The organism is Methanocaldococcus bathoardescens, from assembly GCF_000739065.1.
Lineage (GTDB): Archaea > AGJL01 > Methanococci > Methanococcales > Methanocaldococcaceae > Methanocaldococcus > Methanocaldococcus bathoardescens.
Map to the genome: position 1 here is coordinate 987,223 of NZ_CP009149.1, position 24,154 is coordinate 1,011,376.

19 protein-coding genes are annotated in these 24,154 nt (G+C 29.7%); 9 read left to right on the forward strand and 10 right to left on the reverse strand.

Annotation, left to right across the window (positions count from 1 at the left end; all coding sequences use genetic code 11):
• Positions 1–22: 22 nt before the first annotated feature.
• From JH146_RS05055 to JH146_RS05070, 5 genes are all read left to right on the forward strand, one after another.
• The gene (locus JH146_RS05055) at positions 23–826 is read left to right on the forward strand and encodes an aspartate dehydrogenase (RefSeq protein ID WP_048201981.1); all 804 of its coding nucleotides are present in this window, start codon (positions 23–25) and stop codon (positions 824–826) included.
• Between the two features lie 12 nt (positions 827–838).
• Positions 839–997 (forward strand): hypothetical protein, encoded by a 159-nt coding sequence (locus JH146_RS08715; RefSeq protein WP_173400822.1) that lies wholly within the window; start codon positions 839–841, stop codon positions 995–997.
• 177 nt (positions 998–1,174) lie between these two features.
• The gene (locus JH146_RS08490; protein ID WP_052352077.1) at positions 1,175–5,167 is read left to right on the forward strand and encodes an AAA domain-containing protein; all 3,993 of its coding nucleotides are present in this window, start codon (positions 1,175–1,177) and stop codon (positions 5,165–5,167) included.
• A 10-nt stretch (positions 5,168–5,177) separates the two neighbouring features.
• Positions 5,178–6,374, forward strand: a complete 1,197-nt coding sequence (gene coaBC, locus JH146_RS05065) for a bifunctional phosphopantothenoylcysteine decarboxylase/phosphopantothenate--cysteine ligase CoaBC (protein ID WP_048201982.1) — start codon at positions 5,178–5,180, stop codon at positions 6,372–6,374.
• A complete protein-coding gene (locus tag JH146_RS05070; protein WP_048201983.1) occupies positions 6,371–6,532 on the forward strand; it encodes a preprotein translocase subunit Sec61beta in 162 nt (53 codons plus the stop codon). The genes coaBC and JH146_RS05070 overlap by 4 nt, the downstream gene beginning before the upstream one ends.
• A 1-nt stretch (position 6,533) precedes the next feature.
• On the opposite strand, the gene JH146_RS05075 is transcribed toward JH146_RS05070, so the two are convergent.
• Entirely contained in the window at positions 6,534–7,253 is a 720-nt protein-coding gene (locus JH146_RS05075) for a metallophosphoesterase family protein (RefSeq protein ID WP_048201984.1), read from the reverse strand.
• 142 nt (positions 7,254–7,395) lie between these two features.
• Here JH146_RS05075 and JH146_RS05080 point away from each other — a divergent pair, with 142 nt between their 5' ends.
• A complete protein-coding gene (locus JH146_RS05080; protein WP_048201985.1) occupies positions 7,396–8,490 on the forward strand; it encodes an ATP-binding protein in 1,095 nt (364 codons plus the stop codon).
• 350 nt (positions 8,491–8,840) lie between these two features.
• Positions 8,841–9,449, forward strand: a complete 609-nt coding sequence (locus tag JH146_RS05085) for a vWA domain-containing protein (protein WP_335328903.1) — start codon at positions 8,841–8,843, stop codon at positions 9,447–9,449.
• Here JH146_RS05085 and cobN read toward each other — a convergent pair whose 3' ends face one another.
• Entirely contained in the window at positions 9,450–13,136 is a 3,687-nt protein-coding gene (gene cobN, locus JH146_RS05090) for a cobaltochelatase subunit CobN (RefSeq protein WP_048201987.1), read from the reverse strand.
• 112 nt (positions 13,137–13,248) lie between these two features.
• Between cobN and JH146_RS05095 the strand changes: the two genes are divergently transcribed.
• Entirely contained in the window at positions 13,249–14,094 is an 846-nt protein-coding gene (locus tag JH146_RS05095) for a radical SAM protein (RefSeq protein ID WP_048201988.1), read from the forward strand.
• 10 nt (positions 14,095–14,104) lie between these two features.
• Here JH146_RS05095 and JH146_RS05100 read toward each other — a convergent pair whose 3' ends face one another.
• The 3 genes from JH146_RS05100 to JH146_RS05110 form a co-directional block, all read right to left on the reverse strand.
• The gene (locus JH146_RS05100) at positions 14,105–15,202 is read right to left on the reverse strand and encodes a methyltransferase domain-containing protein (RefSeq protein WP_048201989.1); all 1,098 of its coding nucleotides are present in this window, start codon (positions 15,200–15,202) and stop codon (positions 14,105–14,107) included.
• A gap of 2 nt (positions 15,203–15,204) precedes the next feature.
• On the reverse strand, positions 15,205–15,540 hold the full coding sequence (locus tag JH146_RS05105) for a helix-turn-helix domain-containing protein (RefSeq protein WP_048201990.1): 336 nt from the start codon (positions 15,538–15,540) through the stop codon (positions 15,205–15,207).
• 69 nt (positions 15,541–15,609) lie between these two features.
• The gene (locus JH146_RS05110; RefSeq protein WP_048201991.1) at positions 15,610–18,189 is read right to left on the reverse strand and encodes a COG1470 family protein; all 2,580 of its coding nucleotides are present in this window, start codon (positions 18,187–18,189) and stop codon (positions 15,610–15,612) included.
• A 259-nt stretch (positions 18,190–18,448) separates the two neighbouring features.
• On the opposite strand from JH146_RS05110, the gene flaK reads away from it, so the two are divergent.
• Entirely contained in the window at positions 18,449–19,156 is a 708-nt protein-coding gene (flaK, locus tag JH146_RS05115) for a preflagellin peptidase FlaK (RefSeq protein ID WP_048201992.1), read from the forward strand.
• Between the two features lie 11 nt (positions 19,157–19,167).
• Here flaK and flaJ read toward each other — a convergent pair whose 3' ends face one another.
• From flaJ to JH146_RS05140, 5 genes are all read right to left on the reverse strand, one after another.
• The gene (gene flaJ, locus JH146_RS05120) at positions 19,168–20,847 is read right to left on the reverse strand and encodes an archaellar assembly protein FlaJ (protein ID WP_048201993.1); all 1,680 of its coding nucleotides are present in this window, start codon (positions 20,845–20,847) and stop codon (positions 19,168–19,170) included.
• 10 nt (positions 20,848–20,857) lie between these two features.
• Positions 20,858–22,501, reverse strand: coding sequence for a type II/IV secretion system ATPase subunit (locus tag JH146_RS05125; RefSeq protein WP_048201994.1), 1,644 nt, complete (start codon positions 22,499–22,501; stop codon positions 20,858–20,860).
• 21 nt (positions 22,502–22,522) lie between these two features.
• Entirely contained in the window at positions 22,523–23,215 is a 693-nt protein-coding gene (locus tag JH146_RS05130) for an ATPase domain-containing protein (RefSeq protein WP_048201995.1), read from the reverse strand.
• 18 nt (positions 23,216–23,233) lie between these two features.
• Positions 23,234–23,692, reverse strand: coding sequence for a flagellar protein G (locus JH146_RS05135; protein ID WP_048201996.1), 459 nt, complete (start codon positions 23,690–23,692; stop codon positions 23,234–23,236).
• Positions 23,693–23,767: 75 nt separating this feature from the next.
• Positions 23,768–24,151, reverse strand: coding sequence for a flagellar protein F (locus tag JH146_RS05140; protein WP_236953693.1), 384 nt, complete (start codon positions 24,149–24,151; stop codon positions 23,768–23,770).
• Between the last annotated feature and the right edge of the window lie 3 nt (positions 24,152–24,154).

The window sequence follows — 24,154 nt, forward strand, 5'->3', positions numbered from 1 at the left end:
TCTCTAATGAGGTGAACAGAAAATGTTTAAAATTGGTATTGTTGGTTGTGGAGCTATTGGTAGTTTTATTTCAAAAAAAGTAGTAGATGGCACTATAAAAAATACTAAGGTAGTTGCCATCTATGATAGAAATTTAAATAAAGCAGAATCACTTTCAGAATTGACCGGGGCTAAAATATGTAGTAGTATTGATGATTTAGTTAAAGAAGATTTAGATTTGGTTATTGAGTGTGCTTCAATAAAAGCAGTTGAAGACGTTGCTGAAAAATCTCTAAGAAATAAAAAAGATGTCTTAATAATGAGTGTTGGTGCATTGGCAGATAAAGAGTTGTTTTTAAAACTTCAAAATTTAGCTAAAAGTGTAGGAAGAAAAATTTATCTTCCATCTGGAGCTATTGGTGGCTTAGATGCTATAAAAGCTATGAGATTGGGTAAAATAAATGAAGTTATTTTAAAAACCACAAAGCCTGTCAATGCCTTAGAAGATGCTTTAAAAAATCTTGGCTATAATCTAAAAGATATAAAAAATCCTGTTGTAGTTTTTGAAGGAGATGTTTTTGAAGCAATAAAGGACTTTCCAATGAATATAAACGTCTCAGTAACGTTATCAATAGCCGCAGAATTTCCGGCAAAAGTTATGATTATTGCAGACCCAAAAGCAAAGTTAAATAAACATGAGATATTGGTTAAAAGCTCTATAGGAACATTGAAAGTTTGTATTGAAAATGTTCCATTTGAAGAAAATCCAAAAACATCTGCATTAGCGGCATATTCTGCTGTTAGATTAATTAGAGATTTAGCAGAGCCAGTAAAAGTTGGAACGTAATTGGATGAGAATATGGAAGAGATAGAAAAATTTACAGTTATTGATTTAGATAGTTTAGATGATTTTATAAAAGAAATTAAATGTCCAAATTGTTCCTATCAATTTAAATGTGTTGGAGATAGAGTTATTTGCCCAAAATGTAAGATGATTATAAATTTAAAAGAAAAATAGTACGTCTATTAAATTTATTTTTTTAGATTTAGATTAAATATTATTTTTATCTTTTAAATTATTTTTAAAAAGTAAATAATTAAGATTAAAAAAGTGCACTATATACGATAAATTTTTATATAATTCTATAATTATTTATCGTTGAAATGAAATAAATAGTATAATGTGGGGAAGGTTATGGTAAATAACATATTATCCAAATATAAGGACAGGTTAATAAATATAAGAAAAAACAATAAAGCACTTAATTTAAATAAAATAACAAGAAAATATTTTGATTTGTTGGAAATATTTGAATTAGAAAAAATAACATGTGAAGATAAAGAAATAGCATTTAAATTAGAAAAAATCTGTGAAGACATAATAAACAATATTATTGATAAAAAAGAGATGGCATTAATTAAAATTGAAACATTTAAAAATACACCAACAGAAACAAATTTAAAAAGGAGGGCAATTGAAGAAGCAATATTTAAGAAATTAAGAAAAGTAGACCAAGAAGCTGATTTAATAAAACGAACAAGTGGGATACACGCTGAATTTATTGGATATCCATTTATTGAAGGGAAAATAAATGATTTAACCATTAAAGCACCATTATTTTTGTTTCCAGTAGATTTAGTTGCAGATAGAAAGAAACAAGAAATCAAAATGATTCCAGAAAAAGATATAGACATTCAAATAAATAAAACTCTACTTTTTGCTATTGAAAAATACGTGGGGAGAAGTATCGATGAAAATGCACAGGAAGAGATGTTAAATATAATCTCAGACAAAAAACTTAGCTTAAATGAGAGAATTAAGAAAATAGTTGAGATACTATCAAAATATATTGATATTTCGAATGAACTACCAGATTTAGTGGTTGAAAGATTCTCAGATAAAAAATATGAAAAGAACGTATTTAGAATAAGAAACTACATGGTTTTAGGAATTTTTATTCAATTCTCAAGTGCAATAGCAAAGGACTATGATAAACTTATGGAATTAGATGATTTAGGATTAATAGATTATTTACTTGGTGGAAATGACTCTGAAGATTTTAAAGAAATGAATATAGACAGAATTAGTGAAATGGAAAAATATTTTGTCTCTGATATAGACCCAAGCCAGGAGGAAAGTATATTATCATTTGTCAAATCAAATCTTAAAGGAATTGTTATTCACGGACCTCCAGGGACTGGAAAATCCCAGACAATAGTTAATCTAATTAGTCAGTTTGTTAAAGATAGAAAGAAGGTTTTAATGGTATGTCAAAAGAAAACAGCATTAGATGTTGTAAAGAATAGGTTAGAGGCCGTTGGAATTAAAAATGCTATCTTAATTGAAGATTATGAGAGGGATAGGAATGCTGCCCTTAAATTAATGAAAATGATTATTGAAAACCTAAGATATGATATTTACGATGAATCAAAATTAAAAAAGATAAATAAAGAAATTGATGAAAAGATAAAAGAATTGAATGAAATAAAAGAGATTTTAAGTAAAAAATGGGAATGTGGATTGTCTCTTTCTGAATTATATAGAAGAAACAAAAATAAAGATGATATTATAAAAGATGATACACTCGCTAAAGTCCTTCTATCGTTAGATTACGAAACACTTGAAGATTCATTGAAGGAATTAGAAGAGTTCATTGAATATACGAAATACGACCAAAATATTATGAAAATTAGAAAAGATTGGAAAGATTTATCATACTCGGATAAAGAAAAAATAGAAGAATCATTAAAACAATTAATTCAATTAAATGAAACTATTGAACAATTTAAAATATTAAATGAAGATAAACATAACTTATTATCCAAAACTTACGGTCATATTGAAGATATACAAAGATTAATAGAACTTCTCAATAAGATAAAGCCAGAATACCAAATTCCAGAAAATAAGATATCTTATTTTGAAAGACAGTTAAAGATGTTAGACAATCTAAAAATTCCAGATAATTCACAAATTTTCTATTATGAATTAAAACAGAATGAAAACTACTTAATAACTTATGATAACTTCTTGAAGCAATCGTTTATATCAAAATTCATCTCTAAGCTATTCAATTCAGAAATTAAAAATTCTGAAAGAATTGTTAAAGAATTGGAAAATAAATCAAATATGGAATTTAAAAAACTCTATGAAGTTTATAAAATATTAAAGTCATTGGAGGATATCTTTGATATTCCAGAAAAACTAACCAAAGATATAGTTGAAGAATTGAAAGAAAAGAAATTAAATGAAATATTAATTTGGAAAACATACTATTTGTTAAAGTCTAAGTTTAAACTTCCAGAATTACTAAACAATGAAACAGAGATTTTAAAAATACTAAAGGAATTAAAAGAATTTGGAGAGCTGTATCCAAGATACCAGCAAACATTGGAAACTTTATCTAATTATTTCGACAACATTGAAACATTGGATGATAATCAGCTAACGGAAATTCTAAGATACATGAGTGAATTTGATGATATAAAATACTACGATATGCAAAAAAACGAACTACAAAAAGAACATTGGAAATTAACATTGTTGGATTACTTAGGCAAATATTCCAAAGATAAAATCCTAAATACTTACTACTACTGCTGGATTACCAAAATAGAAAGTAAGCCAGATGTTTTTAAAGTTATCAAAAAAATAGATAACTATGAAAATATCAGAAAAAGATTAATGGAGCTTTATTCACAAAAATTCCAAGAAACGAGAGAATATTTAAAATCAATATTAAATGATGTCCAAATTAGTGGTGAAGCCAGAAGAAAAATACCCTATGAAGCAGATAAAAAGAGACGAAGAAAACCACTAAAAGAAATCTTAGAAAACTATTTAGAAGATGTTTTAAATATAGTCCCTATTTGGCTAACTACTCCAGATGTAGTTTCTGCAATCTTTCCATTGAAAAAAGGATTATTTGATGTTGTTATATTTGATGAAGCTTCTCAAATGCCAGTAGAGTATGCATTACCTTCATTGTATAGGGCAAAGAGGTTTGTTGTTGCTGGAGATGAAAAACAACTGCCGCCAACTGACTTCTTTAAAGCAACATTTGATGAGGATGAAGAAGAGGAAGATATTGAAGAACTCAATGTAAAATCATTATTAGATTTATGCAAAGGAAGATGTCCAACTGTATTACTATCTTATCACTACAGGTCAAAGTATGAAGAGATTATAAACTTCTCCAACTACGCATTTTATAATGGAAAAATTGCAGTTGCACCAAACAAAGATAAAGGAAAGCCATTTGAATTTATAAAAGTTAATGGAATTTGGAAGAATAGAAAGAACTATGAAGAAGCAAGAGCAGTTGTTGAAAAAGTTTATGAATTATTAAAAGAGAATCCAGAAAAATCAATTGGAATAATTACTTTTAATGCAGAACAGAGAGATTTAATTTATGAAATGTTTGATAAAAAGGCAATGGAAAATGATGAATTTAGAGAATTATATGAAAAATCATTAAACCTTAAAAAAGATGGGGAAGACGTTGGATTGTTTGTTAGAAATATTGAAAATGTGCAAGGAGATGAGAGGGATATAATTATATTCTCAACTGGCTATGCAAAAGATAAAGATGGAAAATTGAGATATAACTTCGGCCCATTAAACAGAGCTGGAGGAGAAAATAGGCTGAATGTTGCAATAACAAGGGCAAAAGAAAAAGTAATAATAATAACATCAATAGAGCCAGAGGAATTAAAAGTTGAAAACACAAAGAATGAAGGGCCGAAATTACTTAAAAAATATCTACAGTATGCAAAAGCAATTGCAAATAATGATTATGCTACTGCTGAAATTATATTGAAGTCGTTATGTAATGTTGATAAAGTAAAAGAGTTGAAGTTTGATAGTCCATTTGAAGAGGATGTCTATAATGAACTAACAAAAAGAGGATATATTGTTGATACTCAAGTTGGATGTTCAAGATATAGAATTGATTTAGCCATAAAGCATCCTAAAGAAGATAGATATATTTTAGGAATAGAATGTGATGGAGCAACATATCACAGCTCAAGAAGTGCAAAGGAAAGAGATTTATATAGGCAGAAATTCTTAGAAATGAAGGGATGGAAGATAATAAGAATTTGGAGTAGAAATTGGTGGAAAGACAAAGAGAAAGAAATTGAAAGAATTGAAAATGAAATAAAAAGAATTTTAAGTAATAATGCTTAAGAGTGAAATCATGCATCCAACTAAACTATTAAAAGGGACTAAATCAAAGCTCTTAGAAGGTAAAAAAATATTAGTTGCTGTAACTTCATCAATAGCAGCTATTGAAACACCAAAGTTAATGAGAGAGTTGATAAGGCACGGAGCAGAGGTTTATTGCATCATTACAGAGGAAGTTAAAAAAATTGTTGGTAAAGATGCTTTAAAATTTGGTTGCGGAAATGAGGTTTATGAGGAAATAACTGGAGATATAGAGCATATTTTACTATATAATGAATGTGACTGCCTTTTAATATATCCAGCAACAGCCAACATAATTTCAAAAATAAACTTAGGAATTGCTGATAATATTGTAAATACAACAGCTTTAATGTTTATTGGAAATAAACCAATATTTATTGTCCCAGCAATGCATGAAAATATGTTTAATGCTATTAAAAGGCATATAGATGAGCTTAAAGAAAAAGATAACATCTATATAATACCTCCAAAGTTTGAAGAAGGGAAGGCAAAAGTTGCCAGTGTAGAGGACGTTGTTAATTTTATTATTGAAAAAATTGGGAATAATTTAAAAAAAGAAGGAAATAGGGTTTTAATATTAAATGGAGGGACTGTTGAGTTTATAGATAAAGTTAGAGTTATATCTAATTTATCATCCGGAAAGATGGGTGTTGCATTAGCAGAAGCTTTTTGCAGAGAGGGCTTTTATGTTGAAGTTATAACAGCCATGGGATTAGAGCCACCTTACTATATAAAGAATCATAAGGTTTTAACAGCTAAGGAGATGCTAAATAAAGCTATAGAGCTTGCTAAGGACTTTGATATTATTATTTCATCAGCGGCAATATCTGATTTTACAGTTGAGACATTTGAAGGTAAGTTGAGCTCTGAAGAAGAACCAATATTAAAGTTAAAGAAAAATCCAAAAGTTTTAGAAGAGTTAAGGAAGATTTATAAGGACAAGATAATTATTGGATTTAAAGCAGAGTATAATTTAAATGAGGAAGAGCTTATAAATAAGGCTAAGGAGAGATTAAATAAATACAATTTAAATATGATTATAGCCAATGATTTAAGTAAGCATTACTTTGGAGATGACAGCATTGAAGTTTATATTATAACAAAATCTGAAATTGAAAAAATCTCTGGCTCTAAGAAAGAAATTGCTGAAAAGATTGTGGAAAAGGTTAAAGAGTTGGTGAAATTATGAGCAAAAGAGAAGAGACAGGTTTAGCTACAAGTGCAGGATTAATAAGGTATATGGATGAGACATTTTCAAAGGTTAGAGTTAAACCAGAACATATTATTGGAATTACTGTTGCATTTGTTGTTATTGAGGCAATTTTAACCTATGGAAGATTTCTCTAAATTATTTTCCTAAAAATAATCTTTCCCCTAACCATTCTGGCAATCCACTTTTAACTATTTTTTCATAAGCTTTTCTAATATTATATTCAACTCTAACAATCTCTATTTTGAAATCTTTTTCATCGAAGATACAATAGCTCGCTTTATTTATTCCATCCCTTGGCTGTCCTACACTTCCAGGATTTATTAGATATCTTTTATCCTCATCTAAAAATATCTCACCCTCATGCAACAATACATTTTTCTCTTCAGAATTTACAAATGGTATGTGAGAATGTCCAACAAATATTAAATCCCCATACTCAAATACATCATCAACATAATCTGGGAATAGATATTCCCACAACTCAGGATATTTAGGATTTGCATGTGAGAAGATAACTTTTTTGCCTTTTATCTTTTCTTCAATAACTAATGGCAAAGAATCTAAAAATTTTAAATTTTCAGGTTTTATAACATTTTTAGTCCATAATATTGCTATAGCCCCATATTTATTAAAGTAATCTAAGCTTTCTTTTCCTAAAACACCATAATCATGATTTCCAGCTACACATTTACATTTAAGCTCTTTTATTAATTCTATGCATTCGTTTGGATTTGCCCCATAGCCAACAATATCTCCCAAGCACACAATTTCTCTAATGTTTCTATTTTTTATATCTTCTAAAACTGCCTTCAAGGCCTCTAAGTTAGAATGAATATCACTTATTATAGCCATCATGCCAACCACATTAAAACCTTTTTTAAAATTAACTTTATCTTAGTAACATTTAAATATAAGTTGAGCTAACATCCTAAGATAACATAAAAAGTATTATTATAATAATAAAAATCAAAAATTAGTATTAAAAAGTGTGATAATTATGCAGTATATCTATCCATTCACTGCTATCGTTGGACAAGAAAAGATGAAGAAAGCATTAATTTTGAATGCAATTAATCCAAAGATTGGTGGAGTTTTAATTAGGGGAGAGAAGGGAACAGCAAAATCTACAGCTGTTAGGGCTTTGGCAGATTTATTGCCAGAGATTGAAGTTGTTGAGGACTGTCCATTCAACTGCGACCCAAAAGGAGAGTTATGTGATATCTGTAAAGAAAAGAAAGAGAGAGGAGAGCTAAAAACTATAAAAAAGAAGATGAAAGTTGTTAATCTTCCAATTGGGGCTACTGAGGATAGAGTTATCGGAACATTAGATATAGAAAAAGCAATAAAAGAAGGAATTAAAGCATTAGAACCAGGAATTTTAGCAGAGGCAAATAGAAATATTCTGTATATTGATGAAGTTAATTTATTGGATGACCACATAATCGATGTGTTGTTGGATGCAGCAGCGATGGGATGGAATATTATTGAAAGAGAAGGAGTTAAGATAAAACATCCCTCAAGATTTATTTTAGTAGGAACTATGAACCCAGAAGAGGGAGAGTTAAGGCCTCAAATTTTGGATAGGTTTGGTTTGATGGTTGATGTTGAAGGATTAAACAATATTAAAGATAGAGTGGAGGTTATAAAGAGAGTTGAAGAGTTCAATAATAATCCAGAAGAGTTCTATAAGAAATTTGAAGAAGAACAGAAAAAATTAAGAGAAAAGATAATTAGAGCAAGAGAGATTTTAAATAAAGTTGAGATAAGCGATGAACTCTTAGAATTTATATCAAAAGTTTGTATTGAGTTAGGAATTCAAACAAATAGGGCTGATATAACTGTTGTTAGAACAGCTAAAGCTTTAGCCGCTTATACTGGAAGAACAAAAGTAACCTTAGATGATGTTAAAGAGGCTATGGAATTAGCTCTGCCACATAGAATGAGAAGAAAACCTTTTGAACCACCACAATTAAATAGAGAGAAATTAGATCAGATGATTAATGAATTTAAACAGCAAAAGAATAATGAAAATAATGAAGAAGAAAAAAAGGAACATGAAAATGATGACGTAAAAAAAAACATGATGAAATAAGAAATGAAAATGATGAAGAAAATGAGGATTCAAATAATCAAAAAAATAATAATAACAATAATGAAAATGAAAATAAAGATGAATCTAATCATGACGACTTTGAAAAGACCTTTGGTGTAGATGATAGCATTAAAGTTAATCCAAAACTAATACAATTTAAAATTAAGGATAATATCCATAGATATGGCTCTGGAAGGCATATTAAAAGTTATAGTAAGAGAGGCAGGTATGTTAAATTCAAACCTGCTAAGGATAAAATCGTTGATATTGCCTTTGATGCAACATTTAGAAGAGCGGCAATACATCAAAAAAGAAGAAGAGAAAAGGCAAATAAAGAATTAGCCATCTATTTGGAAAAAGAAGACATTGTAGAAAAGGTTAGACAGAGGAAGATATCATCCCATATATTGTTTGTTGTTGATGCAAGTGGTTCAATGGGAGCTATGAGAAGAATGGAAGCTGCTAAGGGAGCTATAATCTCTCTACTTTTAGATGCCTATCAAAAGAGGAATAAAATTGGAATGATTGCATTTAGAAAAGATAGGGCTGAGCTGATTTTACCTTTCACATCCTCAGTAGAGCTTGGAGAGAAACTACTTAAAGATTTGCCAACTGGAGGAAAAACTCCTTTAGCTGATGCATTTATTAAAAGCTATGAGGTCTTTGACAGAGAACTTAGAAAAAACCCAAACATAATTCCAATAATGATTGTAATTAGTGATTTCAAACCAAATGTTGCCATTCATAAAGACTATGTTAAAGAGGTTTTTGATGCGTGTGAGAAGATAGCTGAAAAAGGAATAAATGTTATATTAATCGATACAGAGCCACAATCATTTATAAAGATTGGGATTGGAAGAGAAATAGCTGATAGATTTGGATTTAAGTATTATAAAATAGAGGAATTGAGCAAAGATAAAATTTTGGATATTTGTAAAAATTTGGCGATAGAGCATTAATTAAAGCCTATCTTCTATCATTCCTTCGATTTCTAAATATTTCTTCCTCAATTTCTCTTTCATCTCCTCATCTGCCTTCCACATCCCTCTTTCTATTGCCTCCAACAACCTCTCAGCTATATTTAACAAAGCATAAGGATTGTTTTCTTTAAAAAACTCCTCCATTTCTTTATCAAACACATATTTTTCAGCTATCTTTTCATACATCCAATCATCTATTATCCCAGAGGTTGCATCCCACGCAAACATATGGTCAATATACTTTGAAAAATCAGCAGCTCCTTTATATCCATGCCTTTTCATTCCTTCAATCCACTTTGGATTCATTATTTTTGTTCTAAATATCTCCTTACCCTCCTCTTTTAGATGTTTAATTCTTATATCATTTGGATTTGATGTGTCTCCAACATAGCTCTTTGGCTTTTTGCCAGAGAAATGAGTTACAGCAGCAATTAAGCCACCATAATAACTATTGAAGTCATCTCCCTCAAATATATCCCATTCTTGGCTATTTTCATTTTTAACGGTTAGTTCAATTTTAGACAACCTATTTATAAACTCTTCTTTTGCCTCAGCCCCATAAATACCTTTTCCATAAGCATAGCCCCCCCACTCAACATAAACCTTGGCAAAATCCTCTATTGATTCCCAATTTTTTTCATCTATTAGATGAGAGACGCCAGCTCCATAACAACCTGGTTTATCACTAAATATCCTATATAATGACGTTTCTTTAGCTGTTTTTTCATCAATTCCCTTCTTTATCTTTTCTTCAACCTCTTCTTTATAATGTTTTTTTACATAGTTCATCTCATCTGGTTCATCTAAGTTAGCTACCATCCTTATTGCCTCATCTATAAGCTCAACAACGTTTGGAAATGTATCTCTAAATAATCCACTAATCCTTAAGGTTACATCAATTCTTGGCCTTCCCAATTCCTCTAATGGGATAACTTCTAAACCAACTACTCTCCCCATTTTATTCCAAACTGGCTTAACTCCCAATAGATATAAAATCTCTCCAATATCATCTCCTTTAGTCCTCATAGTTGGAGATCCCCAAACAATAATGCCAATATATTCTGGATACTTCCCTTCCTCCTTTAGATATTTTTCAATCAACTGCTCTGCCAACTTTTTACCCATTTCATAAGCAGATTTTGTTGGAATCTCTTGAGGATTACATGAATAAAAGTTTCTTCCAGTAGGAAGGCAGTTTATATCTTTTGTAGGAGCACCAGCAACTTTTGGTGGAACATAAAAGCCTTCTAAGGCATTAACCGCATTTATAATTTCTTCATCAACCCTCATTAAGTTTCTATAGATTATTGAGACAGTTTTTAAAACTTCTCTTAATTTAGAGTTTATTTTTACTGTTTTTAGCTCATCGATTTTATTTTCATCAAAATTATATTCCATATATTCTTTTATCAGATTTAATCCAATTCTATTTATTTCATCTAAGATTTTGTGATTTTTTCCTTTATTTTCATTTAGTTTTTCCCAATCATATCCTAAAATCTCAGCCAAAATTTCTAAGTAATTGAATTGATACCTAATAATCATAAACAGCATGTTAATTAATTTCTCTCCTTCCAATGGCACTCCCATTATGTGCAAACCATCATTTATCTGCCTATTCTTTAAAGTTTCTAAGTAATCGTGGATTTTATTTAACAGTTTTTCAAAATTCTCATCATTTATCTCTTCATCTATAACCTTTCCATCCAATAAATCTTTATCTAACTTTAACTCTTTAATTTTCTTTAAAATCTCTTTCTTTAAAAATTCTTTTTTCTCTTTATTCTCTGTTTCATAATAATCATCAATACTCTTTTCTAACTCTACTAAATCACCATACAAATCAGATATTGTCATTGGTGGGATTAAATGGCTTATAATTGTTGCATAGCTCCTTCTTTTAGCTTGAGTCCCCTCTCCTGGATTATTTACAATAAATGGATAGATATTTGGTAACTCCATACAGATGTCTGGATAACATTCATTAGATAATCCAACACACTTTCCAGGAAGCCATTCTAAATTGCCATGCTTTCCTATATGCATTATTGCATCTGCTTTGAAAACCTCTTTAATCCATTTATAAAAAGCAATGTAATAATGAGTTGGTGGCAAATCTGGAGAGTGGTATATAGCAGAAGGATTCTCTCCAAATCCTCTTGGTGGCTGAACTGAGATAAAGACGTTTCCATTAATTATTCCAGGAATAATTAGCTCTCCATTAAAGTTCATAACTTCTCCAGGAATGGCTCCCCAGTTTTTTATCAACTCTTCTTTAACTTTATCTGGTAGAGAGCTAAACCATTTCTCATAATCTTCTTTCTTTATTTTCCCTACGGCCTTTTTTATTATCTCTTCAGTTAAAAATCTCTTATCATTTGTAGCATAGTTCAGCATTTTCTTTATTAGTTTAATCCCATTTTCTGGGATTTCATCAACTATAAAACCCCTCTTCTTCATCTCCTTCAAAATATTAACAACACTCTCTGGGCTATCTAAACCAAATGCACTCGCTATCTTGTCATTCCTTGGTGGATAGTTGTGAAAAATTATGACTATTTTTTTATCTTTATTTGGTTTTAATTTTAGATTTGCATATCTTAGAGCTAAATCAACTATCTTCTCAGCCCTATCTTTTATAGCCTTGTACTTAATAATTGGGACTCCAACTTCTCCATCCTTTATCTTCTCCTTTCCTCCTATTGGGAAATGTATTATTGCTCCATCAAACTCTGGCATCGCCATTCCAATGATTAAATCAATTGGATTTAAGCCAGAGACTGAATTTTTCCATTCTTCAATAAATCCTGTCGATATAATCCCCTGCAGTATTGGAGCATTTAACTCTTTCAAAAACTCTGGCTCATCTTTTAACAACTCTGCCTTAACACCCATTGAAAGTGTGAACATTGTTGTATTAATTAGAGCATGAATTATTGGCTTCCCATCTTTGTAAAAGAATCTTTTAAATGTTTCTAAAGTTCCTATAGAGCCAAGTTCGTTCTTTAAATGAGAGCTAAAAACAGCTATTGGTATCCCTCCTTTATTCTCAATAATCTCTATTAAATCATTGACATAGTCAATGTTATTTGCAACAAACCAATTTCTATAAAACAAAATTCCTATGAATGGCTTATCTAAATCTCTGCCTAATTCTTTTAGATAGTTGAGATAATCATCCAATGTTTCAAAGTATTTTCCTTTATAGTAAATTCCTTGCCATGGCATTGGTTTTGGTTCTTCGTAGCTCACATCTAAATTTCCAAACTTATTTGCCAAGTATAGGAGGAGATTTTTATAGTTGTAGATTCCTTCATAAGCTAAATATTTAACAACTTTATCCTTTACCTCATCATCTACAGTTCTATCCTTCTCTAAATCTGGATGAACTTCAGTGATTGTTGGTAACGGTAAAAATGGGATGTTATGCTTTTTACAAAACTCAGCCAACTCATCGTAATACTTGAAGGCATTTTTCCCTCCCATAAGTTTTGTAAAAACAATATTTGCATCTTTAATAAACTCTAAAAATTCTTCAAACTCCTTTCTGCTACATTTATAATCCAATATTTTAAATTCAATGCCATATTTTTTAATCTCTTTATATGCTTCTTCAAAAACTAAGTCATCACTATCTATTGTTGAAACAAAACCAATCTTTATCATAAGTATCACCAATTATATTAAACAAAATCTTAATTAACTTAACAATATCTTTAGTTTATTATTTATTTATCATCTTTTTATCACTTTTTATAATAAAAATTTGGTGAATGGTATGAAATATTTAATATTAAAGGTAACAAATAGATGTAATCTTAACTGTCTCTACTGCTATGCAAATAATAAAAATAATAAAGATATGGATTTTAAAACAGCTAAAAGTGCTATTGACTATTTACTAAGCTTAGATAATAATTTGAAGATACAATTTACAGGTGGTGAGCCACTATTAAACTTTAAATTAATTGAAAAAGTTGTTGATTACTGCAATGGTAATTATAGTAATAAAAATATAAAATATGCAATCCAAACAAATGCTACTCTAATAAACGAAAAAATAGCTGAAAAGATTAAAGAGCTTGATATAAAAGTTGGTGTTAGTATAGATGGATTAGAGATAAATGATACTCTAAGACCCTACAAAAATGGAAAGCCATCAACCTTAGACACATTAAAAGGCATGTATCTCTTAAAAGCTTATAATATCCCTTATGGAGTAACAACCGTTGTTACAAACAAAAATCTTCCATACTTAGAGGAGTTTGTTAATTATTTAATTGCCTTTGGTGTAAAGAGCATAAGCTTTGACTTATTAAAGCCAAAGAAAAAAGAACATTTAAAGTTAATGCCAAACATTGAAGAATTTAATAAACTGTTAAATAAATTTGGAAGATATCCAATCTATATAAAGAACTTACAAAAAAGACCTAAGGGAAGATACTGCTATTTAAACTCTGGGGATTTGCTATTTGTTAATGAATTTGGAGATATTTATTTATGCCCTACATTAGAAGGACTTTCCTGTTTAGGAAATATAAACGATAAAAATAAAATAAAATTACCAAAGGTAAAAAGTAATAAATGTTATGCAAGAGAGTTTTTGATAAAACATTTAAAATAAATAAAGTTACTTAAATCTTTTCAATAACCAAAATTCCGTTCCCTAAGCTTTCAATTTTGAAATCATATCCTAACGATTCGAGAATATTAACTATATCCTTCTCTGAATAATATCCTCTGAATCTTCTATTTAACCTATTATAGAACTCAAATACTTCTTTACAAATATTTTCATTCTTATCCAGCATAAACTCTTCTGAAATGAATATTTTACCCCCACTATATATAGAAGACATCATCTTATTTAAAAACTGCTTTAATGACGGAGCATATTTCATTGTATGTGAGCATATAACATAATCATATTTTTCTTTAGGAATTATCTCAGCAAAGTCTATATTTTTAAGTTCATAGGAATCACAATACAATCTTTTAATTCTACATTCTGCAATCTGTAAAAGCCCCTTAGATATATCAACCCCCATGTAATAACCTTTTGGATATACTATGTCCATAAAGTATTTTGGCGACCTTGAACCACACCCAACGTCCAATATATAGTCCTCCTCACTAATCTTTAAATAATCACTGGCTATCTCTCTGCATAATGAATAGTATGGACTACTCAATATCATATCCCAGATGTCAGGGTCTTTCTTAAAGCTTATAGCAATCTTTGGATGGCTGTAACTTATTAGAGCATATCTTGATACGTGAGTTATAAAGTTATATTTCATTACATAATCACTAATAATTTTATCAAATTTTGGCATTTTTATATTTATTTCAAAATCTTCATTTATCTCAATTTTATCATCTTCATATTTTAAAATTTCCAATTTTAGAGCTGTTTTTATATAATCAAGGATAAACTGTTTATTTGGATACCTAACTAATAAAGGAACATCATCAATTTTTGGGTGATACTTTGCAATTATTGGGAAAATACCAAATTCTACACCCTGTTTTATAAATGTAACAAGTAACTCATAACTTAAATACTCTATAGTATTATCAATCATTTCTATTTTCTTTTTTAATTTTATTTCAGATGGCATTATGTCATTTACTACTTCACTAATAATCTCCTCTAATATTCTTGAATCCTCACCTATATCAAATGATCCTCCCCCAACCAAATTTTCAATTTTTGCTGAATCGAATTTCATAATCACCACCTTAAAGATTCTATAAAGTCACTATCTTGGTCTTTTAGTATTTCCACTATTTTCTTCCCATAATCTGTTAGTTTGTATAATTTCATCCCTCCCCTTTCTACGCATTCTACTAAACCCAACTCTATAAGTGAAAAATGACCATTATATCTACCATTCATACCTTTTAAACATCCAAGCACATTACTTGGGTCGGATTTAACTCTTCTTGATATTTCTGAGAGATAAATACCATAAGGATACATTTTATACAGCAGATACAATATTTTCTTCCTTAACTTACTTTTATTCAGCGACCTAATAATCATTGGGTCGATAAATGCCAAACTCATGTTTCTCCCTCCCTCATAAGTATCATAACGATGGAACTATCTCATTTTATTGTTCAAAGGGCAAAACGATCATCCAAACAATCCAAAAATTGTTGAAACAATACTACCTATTACTCCAGCTACTTTACTAAATATTGAACTATTTTGAGAATTAACTTTGTTTGTATTTTGGATATTTCTTACTATATTTCCATTATTATCTTTTGTTTTAATATTAGAAGAAGATTTTGTCATATTTTCATAAGATTCCAAAGAATTGATATTTTTTTCATTTTTCTTAGGAAGTTCATATCCTCCTCCCCCATTACTTTTATTTATTTTAATAGATGTTGATTTTTTCAAAATTACAGGAACTTTTTGATAATTGAAGAGAGCAAAGTCATTAATTCTAACATATAAAGTTATATTGTAAGTTCCATTTTCCAAATTCTCCAATTTTAAAGGAATCGTCAATTCTTTCTCAGATTTTGGATAAACATCTGTTTGGAAAACGGAGCTTTTATAGTAGATATTTGAACCCCTACTAACTTCAACCCAATATTGAACTGTTAAATTCACTGGAAACTTGTCATTTCTAATTTTTACATTTAATACACTATTATTGTAGCTTAAATCTCCAATATTTACCGGAGAAATAACTTCCGTAACTACATGCGTCCCTGTAGGTATTTTATTTCCTAACATATCAATTGCTGAATACCTTCCAACTCTATAGTAATCTGACATTTTAACTAAATGAATTCCATAACCTTCAGTGTATATAATATCAACATTCTCCACAGATTTTGGAATTACGTGAGCTACAGTGTATCCTTCAAATCCCTCCTCGAAAAAGATTGGAAATGCCACTTCAGCTTCTGAATAGTTATCTAATTTAACTGTTTTAATATCACTTTTTGCTCTAACATTTCCATCTTTGTCAATAACCTCAACCCACACGTCACATTCAACTTTAGAATTTAATTTGTTTCTAATCTTAACTATACAAGTGTTGTTAAATCCTGCAATAGGTTTGGCTGAATATACTCCTCCATCTCCTTTTATTACATTTATTCTTCCCAATAATAATGTGTTATTGTATTGTACTTTTACAATATCTATTGGCAATATTGCATAGAAATGAACTACACTTGTATAATCTTTAGCCCCTCCTTTAACTGAAACTGTAATTTTTAAATCACCATTTACTTCCTTGTAAAATACTATTGGAACATTTATTTCTTTAGTTCTATGAGGTTCTATAGTAAATGGAATTTCCTTAGTGTGATTTGCTGTTCCATCTTTAAAATTATCATCTATAGTAATTTTACCTGATAATGTTCTATTATAAATATTTTTTATAACGATAGTCATATTATATGTCTTCCCAACCAATACATATCCGCTAATATTTGACCCTCTATCAATTTTTTCATCATTTGGTAAAATTATTTTTTCAATAATTACCGGTGGTATAGGTTTTGGGTCTATATTAATACTGTAAGACTTTTTAAAGATTAAACTATCAACATCTATAGGATTTATAGTTACCTCTATATTTTTACTACCTTTCTTTGTATATATCGGGACTATTATATCCTTTGTTTCTTTTTTGTCAATATTAATTACTTTACTAAACATTCTATTATCATACTTAACAGTCAGTTTAGCTAAAACATCCCTATCATATTTGTTCTCCACAGTAATTTTTAAAATAGATAATATTGGGTCGTCTTCAATATAATATCTTGGCAATACATCATCTTTTTGTAAATATTTGTCTGACAACACTTCCCTTATCTCATCATCTAAAATATCTGCTGAGTCATAAAAATTTTTTACAATATCTGAAGTGTTTTCATCAATCTTTCTGTAAAGTTCCACATTCTTTACAACAACTGGGAGGTAATAATATTTTATCATACTTTTATAGTCATAGTATATTCCAGAATCGTCTCTCCTTTGAATAGTTTCTTCAATACCATCAATAGTATGAGTAACGTTCATTATCTCTACATTTGTTTCAACTGTAAATTTTTCTTTATCAAGAACAATTTTAGGCACTTTAAAAGATACTTTTACTTCCTCTCCAAAAGGCACATATACTGTTTTAAAATCGTCTTTACCGTCGTAAATTATATTATTTCCATCTTTTAAATTTATCCAAACTTTGGCAATATAATCGCTCTTTGCTGTAGGATTGCTTTTTAAAATTACATCAAACCAGTTAGAATAGCAAACTTCAGAGTTTTCAATATCATATGAATCCTGACAAGTTACATTCTTAACATCTACTGGAAAATACTGTCTCACTTTAACTGTTGTTGAAGCTATAGTTTTTCCATTTTCAATTAACGATATCTTAGCATCATGTTCCTTATCATCACTAATTGGAACTCTCACTTCCACAATTTTTTCTACATGGCTGTTTGGTGGTAGAGGTATTAAGCCAGATTCCCAAGTTTTTCCTTCACATTCTACCTTAACTATAACATCATGCTCATATTCATCTTTATTTACGATACCCAAATACAGAACCTGCTCACTAATATCTACATGCATTATTGGTGAATTTGGTGGGTCGTATGGTGACCATACTTTATACACACTAACATCTGCACATACAACTGGCAATAGTAAGAGCAAAAGAACCAATGCTATTTTTTTCATAACTCTCCCCTTACTAAATGGCTATGAAAATGAAAATTTGTGTTATTTTAAAATTCCCCCTCCCCATATTAATATATTATGATATATTTAGTTTATTTATTGGCTTATAGTTTTATTTTTTAGTATCATTACATTTTAGTTAAGATATAATACTACTTTATGTAAAATAATTATATAAATTTGTTAGCACAAATTAATTTCTACATTTATCGAAATCTAAATACTTAGATAAGAAATATCTAAAAATAAGGGGGAAAGAATGATAAATTTTGTTATTGGGGCAATAGGATTACTAATAGCTTCAATTTATGATTTAAAATGTAGAGAGATTGAAGACTATATCTGGATTTCAATGGCTATTTTTGGATTTCTCTATAGTATTTACCTATCATTAATATCTCACAATATATTATACGTTATCCAATCATTTGTTGGATTTATAGTTTGTTTCTTTTTAGGATTTTTTATGTTTCTATTAGGTGCAGGAGGGGGCGATGGAAAACTATTAATGGGAATTGGGGCATTGATTCCAAAATATAATATGCCAATATACACGCCATTAGGCATAATCTTAAATTATCACCCATACATCCCATCTTTTCCAATAATGGTAATTATCAATGCAATATTTTTCTCTATAACTCTCCCAATCATCATATTTTTAAAAAATATAATTAGAGGAGTTAAACCAAAGACAAAAAAAGAATTTATATGTATGTTTATTGGCGAAAAAATGAAAGTTTCTGAAGCTATGAAAAAAGAGAGGTTAATTCTTGGAAATCAAGAAAATCTAAAACTACTACCAAGTGCTGAAAAAGATTATGATTTTTCAAATTTTGATAAAAATGAAGAAATTTGGGTAACTCCTGCTATACCGTTTGTTGTGCCGATATTTTTATCCTACCTATTAACACCAATTATAGGCGATAAAATTATCGATATCTTTCTCTCAATTTTTGGACTATAAAAAATTTATTTTTAGTATACTGGAACTGAAACTCCTAAAATCTGTGAAACTATTAGCTTTGTTATATATGCCACTATAGCACATATCCAAAGTATTATAACAAAGTGTAATAGGGCTACGTATTTATGCCCTCCATCCATTATTTTAATTAATACAGCTGAAATTGCTGAATAAATAACAAGAGAACCAAATATTATATACTCAATAAGTCCTGAATCATTTATTGGTGCGATATGTAAAATTTGAATAACGGTTTCAGGGATATTTAATGAAGAATACAACTCATTAATCATCTTAGCAACCCCTAATGAAGCAAATAATGCTAAAGCCAAACCTCCCCCAAGACCATAAACCACCCCAACAAATTGCTGTATATTCTGATACTTAGATTTTCTTAATTGCACTATCTTACGGAAATTCTTACTTATTATTTCAGCTGCTGTTTTTGGGTCGCCTCCAAAGTATATACATCTCGAAAATATATCTGAAAATAATTGTATTAAATAACTACATGAATCAAAACCAAATAACCTCCAAGATTTATTCGAGTCTATATTTAAAGCTAATCTCTTATATAATCTCTTAATATCTTCGGTTAACGGCCCAAAATCGTGATTTGATAGATATTCTAAAGAATCCACCATTCCTCCCCCTTTAGCACTTACTGAATCTCCCAAAGACCTTAAAAAATCAGGAAATACAAACTCTTTTCTCTTTACTTTATTTTCCTCTCTCAGTGTGATAATCCCTGCTATAGCAAGTGGTGTAAATCCTAAAGCTATCAGTATCATATAAGGTATTTTATAAAATGGAGATAATCCAACTATAAACTTAGCCCAAATAAGAAATGGTAAAAATATTATAGTTAGTATAATTGATATTATTAACCATTTTCTGAGTTTTATATCAGTTTCTGTAGGTTTTTCTCCTGTATGCCATAATCTATCAAATGGTAGTCTGTTTTTTATTACAATAACAATAAGCAATTCAATAGCAAAAAATGCAAATAGTGATATTGTTGCCATAAAGACGAAATCATAAGGTAGCAAGAATGGAACTAAAATTGAAAAAGCTAAGAAAAACGCTACAGATGTCATCCCACTAACATACAGCTCTTTATACATATCAAGCGAATATAACATTCTTTTGTAAAATGCAGCATAATCATCCATAACAATATCTTGCTCTTTTATTAAAAATTCTTTAAGTTCTTCCCCACTATCTAATGCATAAGCCAATCTATCCAAAAAATCTGCAAACTCACTACTTGGAGTCCTTTGTGCTAAAAATCTACAAGCTTCAGCTAATGAACGCCCCCATTTATCTGTTAAGACGTACAATTTTTCAGATTCTTTCGCTAATTCTCCAAGTTCTTCCCTTTCTTCTGAAAGTATTTTTAATAAATCTTTTCTATTTAAATCAGTTATAGATAAGGTCCCAAATTTCGTAATAAAAATATGTAATCTCTCATTTATTTTATTTTTTTGAGAATCTAAAACAATATAAGGATAACCAATTGCACTGGCAATTATTATAATTGGTAAAGTCAAATATATATATAAAATAATTCCACTAAACAACATAAAACCTAATATAGTTAAAACAATAGAGGCAATAACAGCAGGCAATACAATTTTTAATAAATAATCTTTGGGCTTAAGCCCAATTCTTGGCAGTAAATCGAATACCACAATAACCACCTCAAATTGGGAATGGAAGCCCCTCCAAACCTTTTTCGTAAAACGCCCATATTATATCTCTAACTTGATAATAATCGAAAATTTCTCTCGCTATCATCTCTTCTAAGATTCTTGCTCTTAACTCTAACTCATTATAAATATCTCTCGGGTCTTCATAACCTGCTGCTTTAGCTATCTTCTCTTCTAAAACATAGCTGTTGTTTCTACCTGTAAATACGTGTCTATCTTTATCTGGCTCCCATTGGAACACAGCTCTTGTAATAACTCCATCTACTTCCTTATAGTATCCTTCAATTTCTTCAATAGTAACAACTCTTCTCAAAACCTTACCTCTCTGATAAACCGCCAATTGGAATAGTGCAACGTTTAAGTTATCCATAAATGTTAATGGAACATTAATAGGGTCTCCATTCAACCTCTGTATCATCTTTCTAACATTAGCTGCGTGGAATGTTGAAAGAACAGGGTGTCCAGTCTGCATAGCCTGGAAAGCAACTGCTGCCTCAACACTCCTAATCTCTCCAACAATAATATAATTAGGTCTTGACCTCAATGCAGCCCTTAACAAATCAAAGAGTGTAACTCTACTCTCTTCTGGCCCTCTTTCTCTTGTAATCAACTGTTGCCATACTGGATGAGGTGGTTTAACCTCTGGAGTATCTTCACAAGAGAATATTTTTGAATTTGGTTTTATAAATGGTAAGATTGCATTTAATGTTGTAGTTTTACCTGATGCAGTTTCTCCACATATAAAGATACTCATACCATATTCTAAACACAGCCATAAATATGCCGCAATTTCAGTAGAGAATGTTCCCCAACTAATAAGCTGTGTAACACTGATAGGGACATCTGTAAATTTCCTAATTGTAAATGACGGCCCCTTTGGAGAAACATCTGTAGAGTAAACGATGTTGATTCTTGAACCATCTGGTAGAGCTCCATCAACTATTGGATGGGCATCTGAAACAGGCCTCCCCATTCGTTCTCCTATATTCTTTAAATAATCAGCAAGCTCAATTTCATCTTCCCATGTAATATTGGTAGGCAACATTCCAAAAATCTTATGAACTACATGACAATTTTTTGGTCCAATAACGTGAATATCTTCTAAGTACGGATCTCTGGCAATAGGTTCAAGATTTCCCAACCCTATTAAGTCTCTCTTTAAGATATAAAGATATTTTCCCCTCTCTTCTGGAGTGATTTTAATTTTATTATCCACAAATTTAAAAACTCTTTTAAAAAATCCCTCTTTTTCTTGTGTTTCAGTAACCTTTGTACATGCATTAAATAATCTGACTAAAACTTCTTCAAATTCTTCCACACTTTTAGGTGTTTCTTCATAGGGTGCAAGCTCCAAAATTCTATTTAATATCATTTTATATTTTAATTTCTCTTCAGGTGTTTCTAATTTTGGTTCAATAACTATATATTTTGTTTTAGTTTCCGGAGTTCCAAAGATATGAATAAATATTGGATCCCCAATTGGATAAATAATATTTGGGTATTTTAGTTCTTTTAATTCTCTCGAAAGTGATACCATAAAATCTGGAATTCTCATATAAATTCTCTTAAAGTTTTCAATATATTTTCGTAAATGTGGATTTCTATTCATTGCTTCTCTTAATTCCGCTTCACTCATTATTATCACCAAAACTTAAAATTATGCAACAGATGCAATCTCAACAGCAATACCAATCTTAGGTTCTACTCTAAACACAATATTCTTCTGATATGGTCCAGGAGCCATATTATACTTCAATATCTTAGCTAAGTTTTTTAAATTTCCAGCAAATGCAAATATTTCCGTTTTTATTAACATTGTTGCAGAAGTTCTTATTACTGTTAAAACCGATTCTGGCAATTCCTTTGGGTTTATTGTGCAAATTATTATTTTCTTTAAAGCCGTAATTCTCTTAAAAAAAGCCATTAAATCATTAACATTAACTTCACTTGCATCATTTGTTATCAATGCAGATAGAGAATCAAATATAATAACATCTTTTTCATAAAACGCTCTTGTTTCCATAACTTTTTTTAAAAATCCATCCTTTTTTTTATTATCTGCAATTAATGGATAGACAGGAATATACAATAAAGCTCCAGATAATAATTTTTTATTAATAGGATAATCCAAAGAGTTCATCTGCTTTATAAATTCTAATGTTGTAAGTTGGGTGGAAACATAAGTTACTGAATACCTATTCTGTAAAAACCCATAAGCCAATCTTTGGCATAAGACAGATTTACCTGTACTTTCCTCTCCCTCAATTATTATTAAACTACCATATGGAATACCACCCCCAATTCTTTTATCTAAATCATCTCTACTCAAATCAATTCTTGCCAGTTCCATAATCCCCACCTAAAAAACTTAAGAAGAAATAAATCCTCTAATAACCCTTGAAATCCCAGAATCTGAAACAACTTTTATCTTATGATACCCAGTTTCATTGTAATTTACATCAATCTCCCCCACATCTCCGGGATATAATACGTTACTTCCAGGAGTCGTTAATTGCTTAGTAGTATTAATCCCAACAATATTTCCATCAATAATTACCGTAAATGTATCATTTGTAAATATAATTGGGTCTTTACCTGTATTCTTAATATAAATGATAGTTATACCTGCTGAACTATTTCTTGTTATGTTCCCCGGGTCATTTATAATTTCAAAATCTTGTGATAGTTTAGTAGCTAACGCGTCACCTTTTTTTCCAATATTTATAGAGATTTTATAAGTGGATGTTGTTAAAATCCCTGCAACAAATGCAGCGATTAACAATACAGCAACAAACATAACTATTTCAGACATTGCATTTGATGCCAATTAAATCACCTTAAACATACATAAAGTAAATTTTAATAAGAAATTAATATAATAAATCATGCAGGGGTCGCCAAGTTATTGTGAATAGAAATACATGTTTCCATTATCTGAGACAATACATATTCTATTTGGTTGTGTCCAATTTACTATAATTGTTATGTTATCAAGTGGAACCAGGTATTTTTTTAATTGAGGGTAGTAAGATATATTTTCCTCTGGAACTACACTACCATCAAATAATATGCTAAATTTCTCAGGTTCAACTACTACTGAACCATTATTGTATATAGTTATATTTGTCTGTGAAGTACTAATTCTAACATCAGTAATTACTAACTTTTCATTTAGTTTATCATGTAAATGGGAATAATATACATTATATGCATCATTGATGCTTTCATAATGATTGTCTATAGTCACATAAAGATACGCTCCACATATAAGCAATGCAATAATCATCAC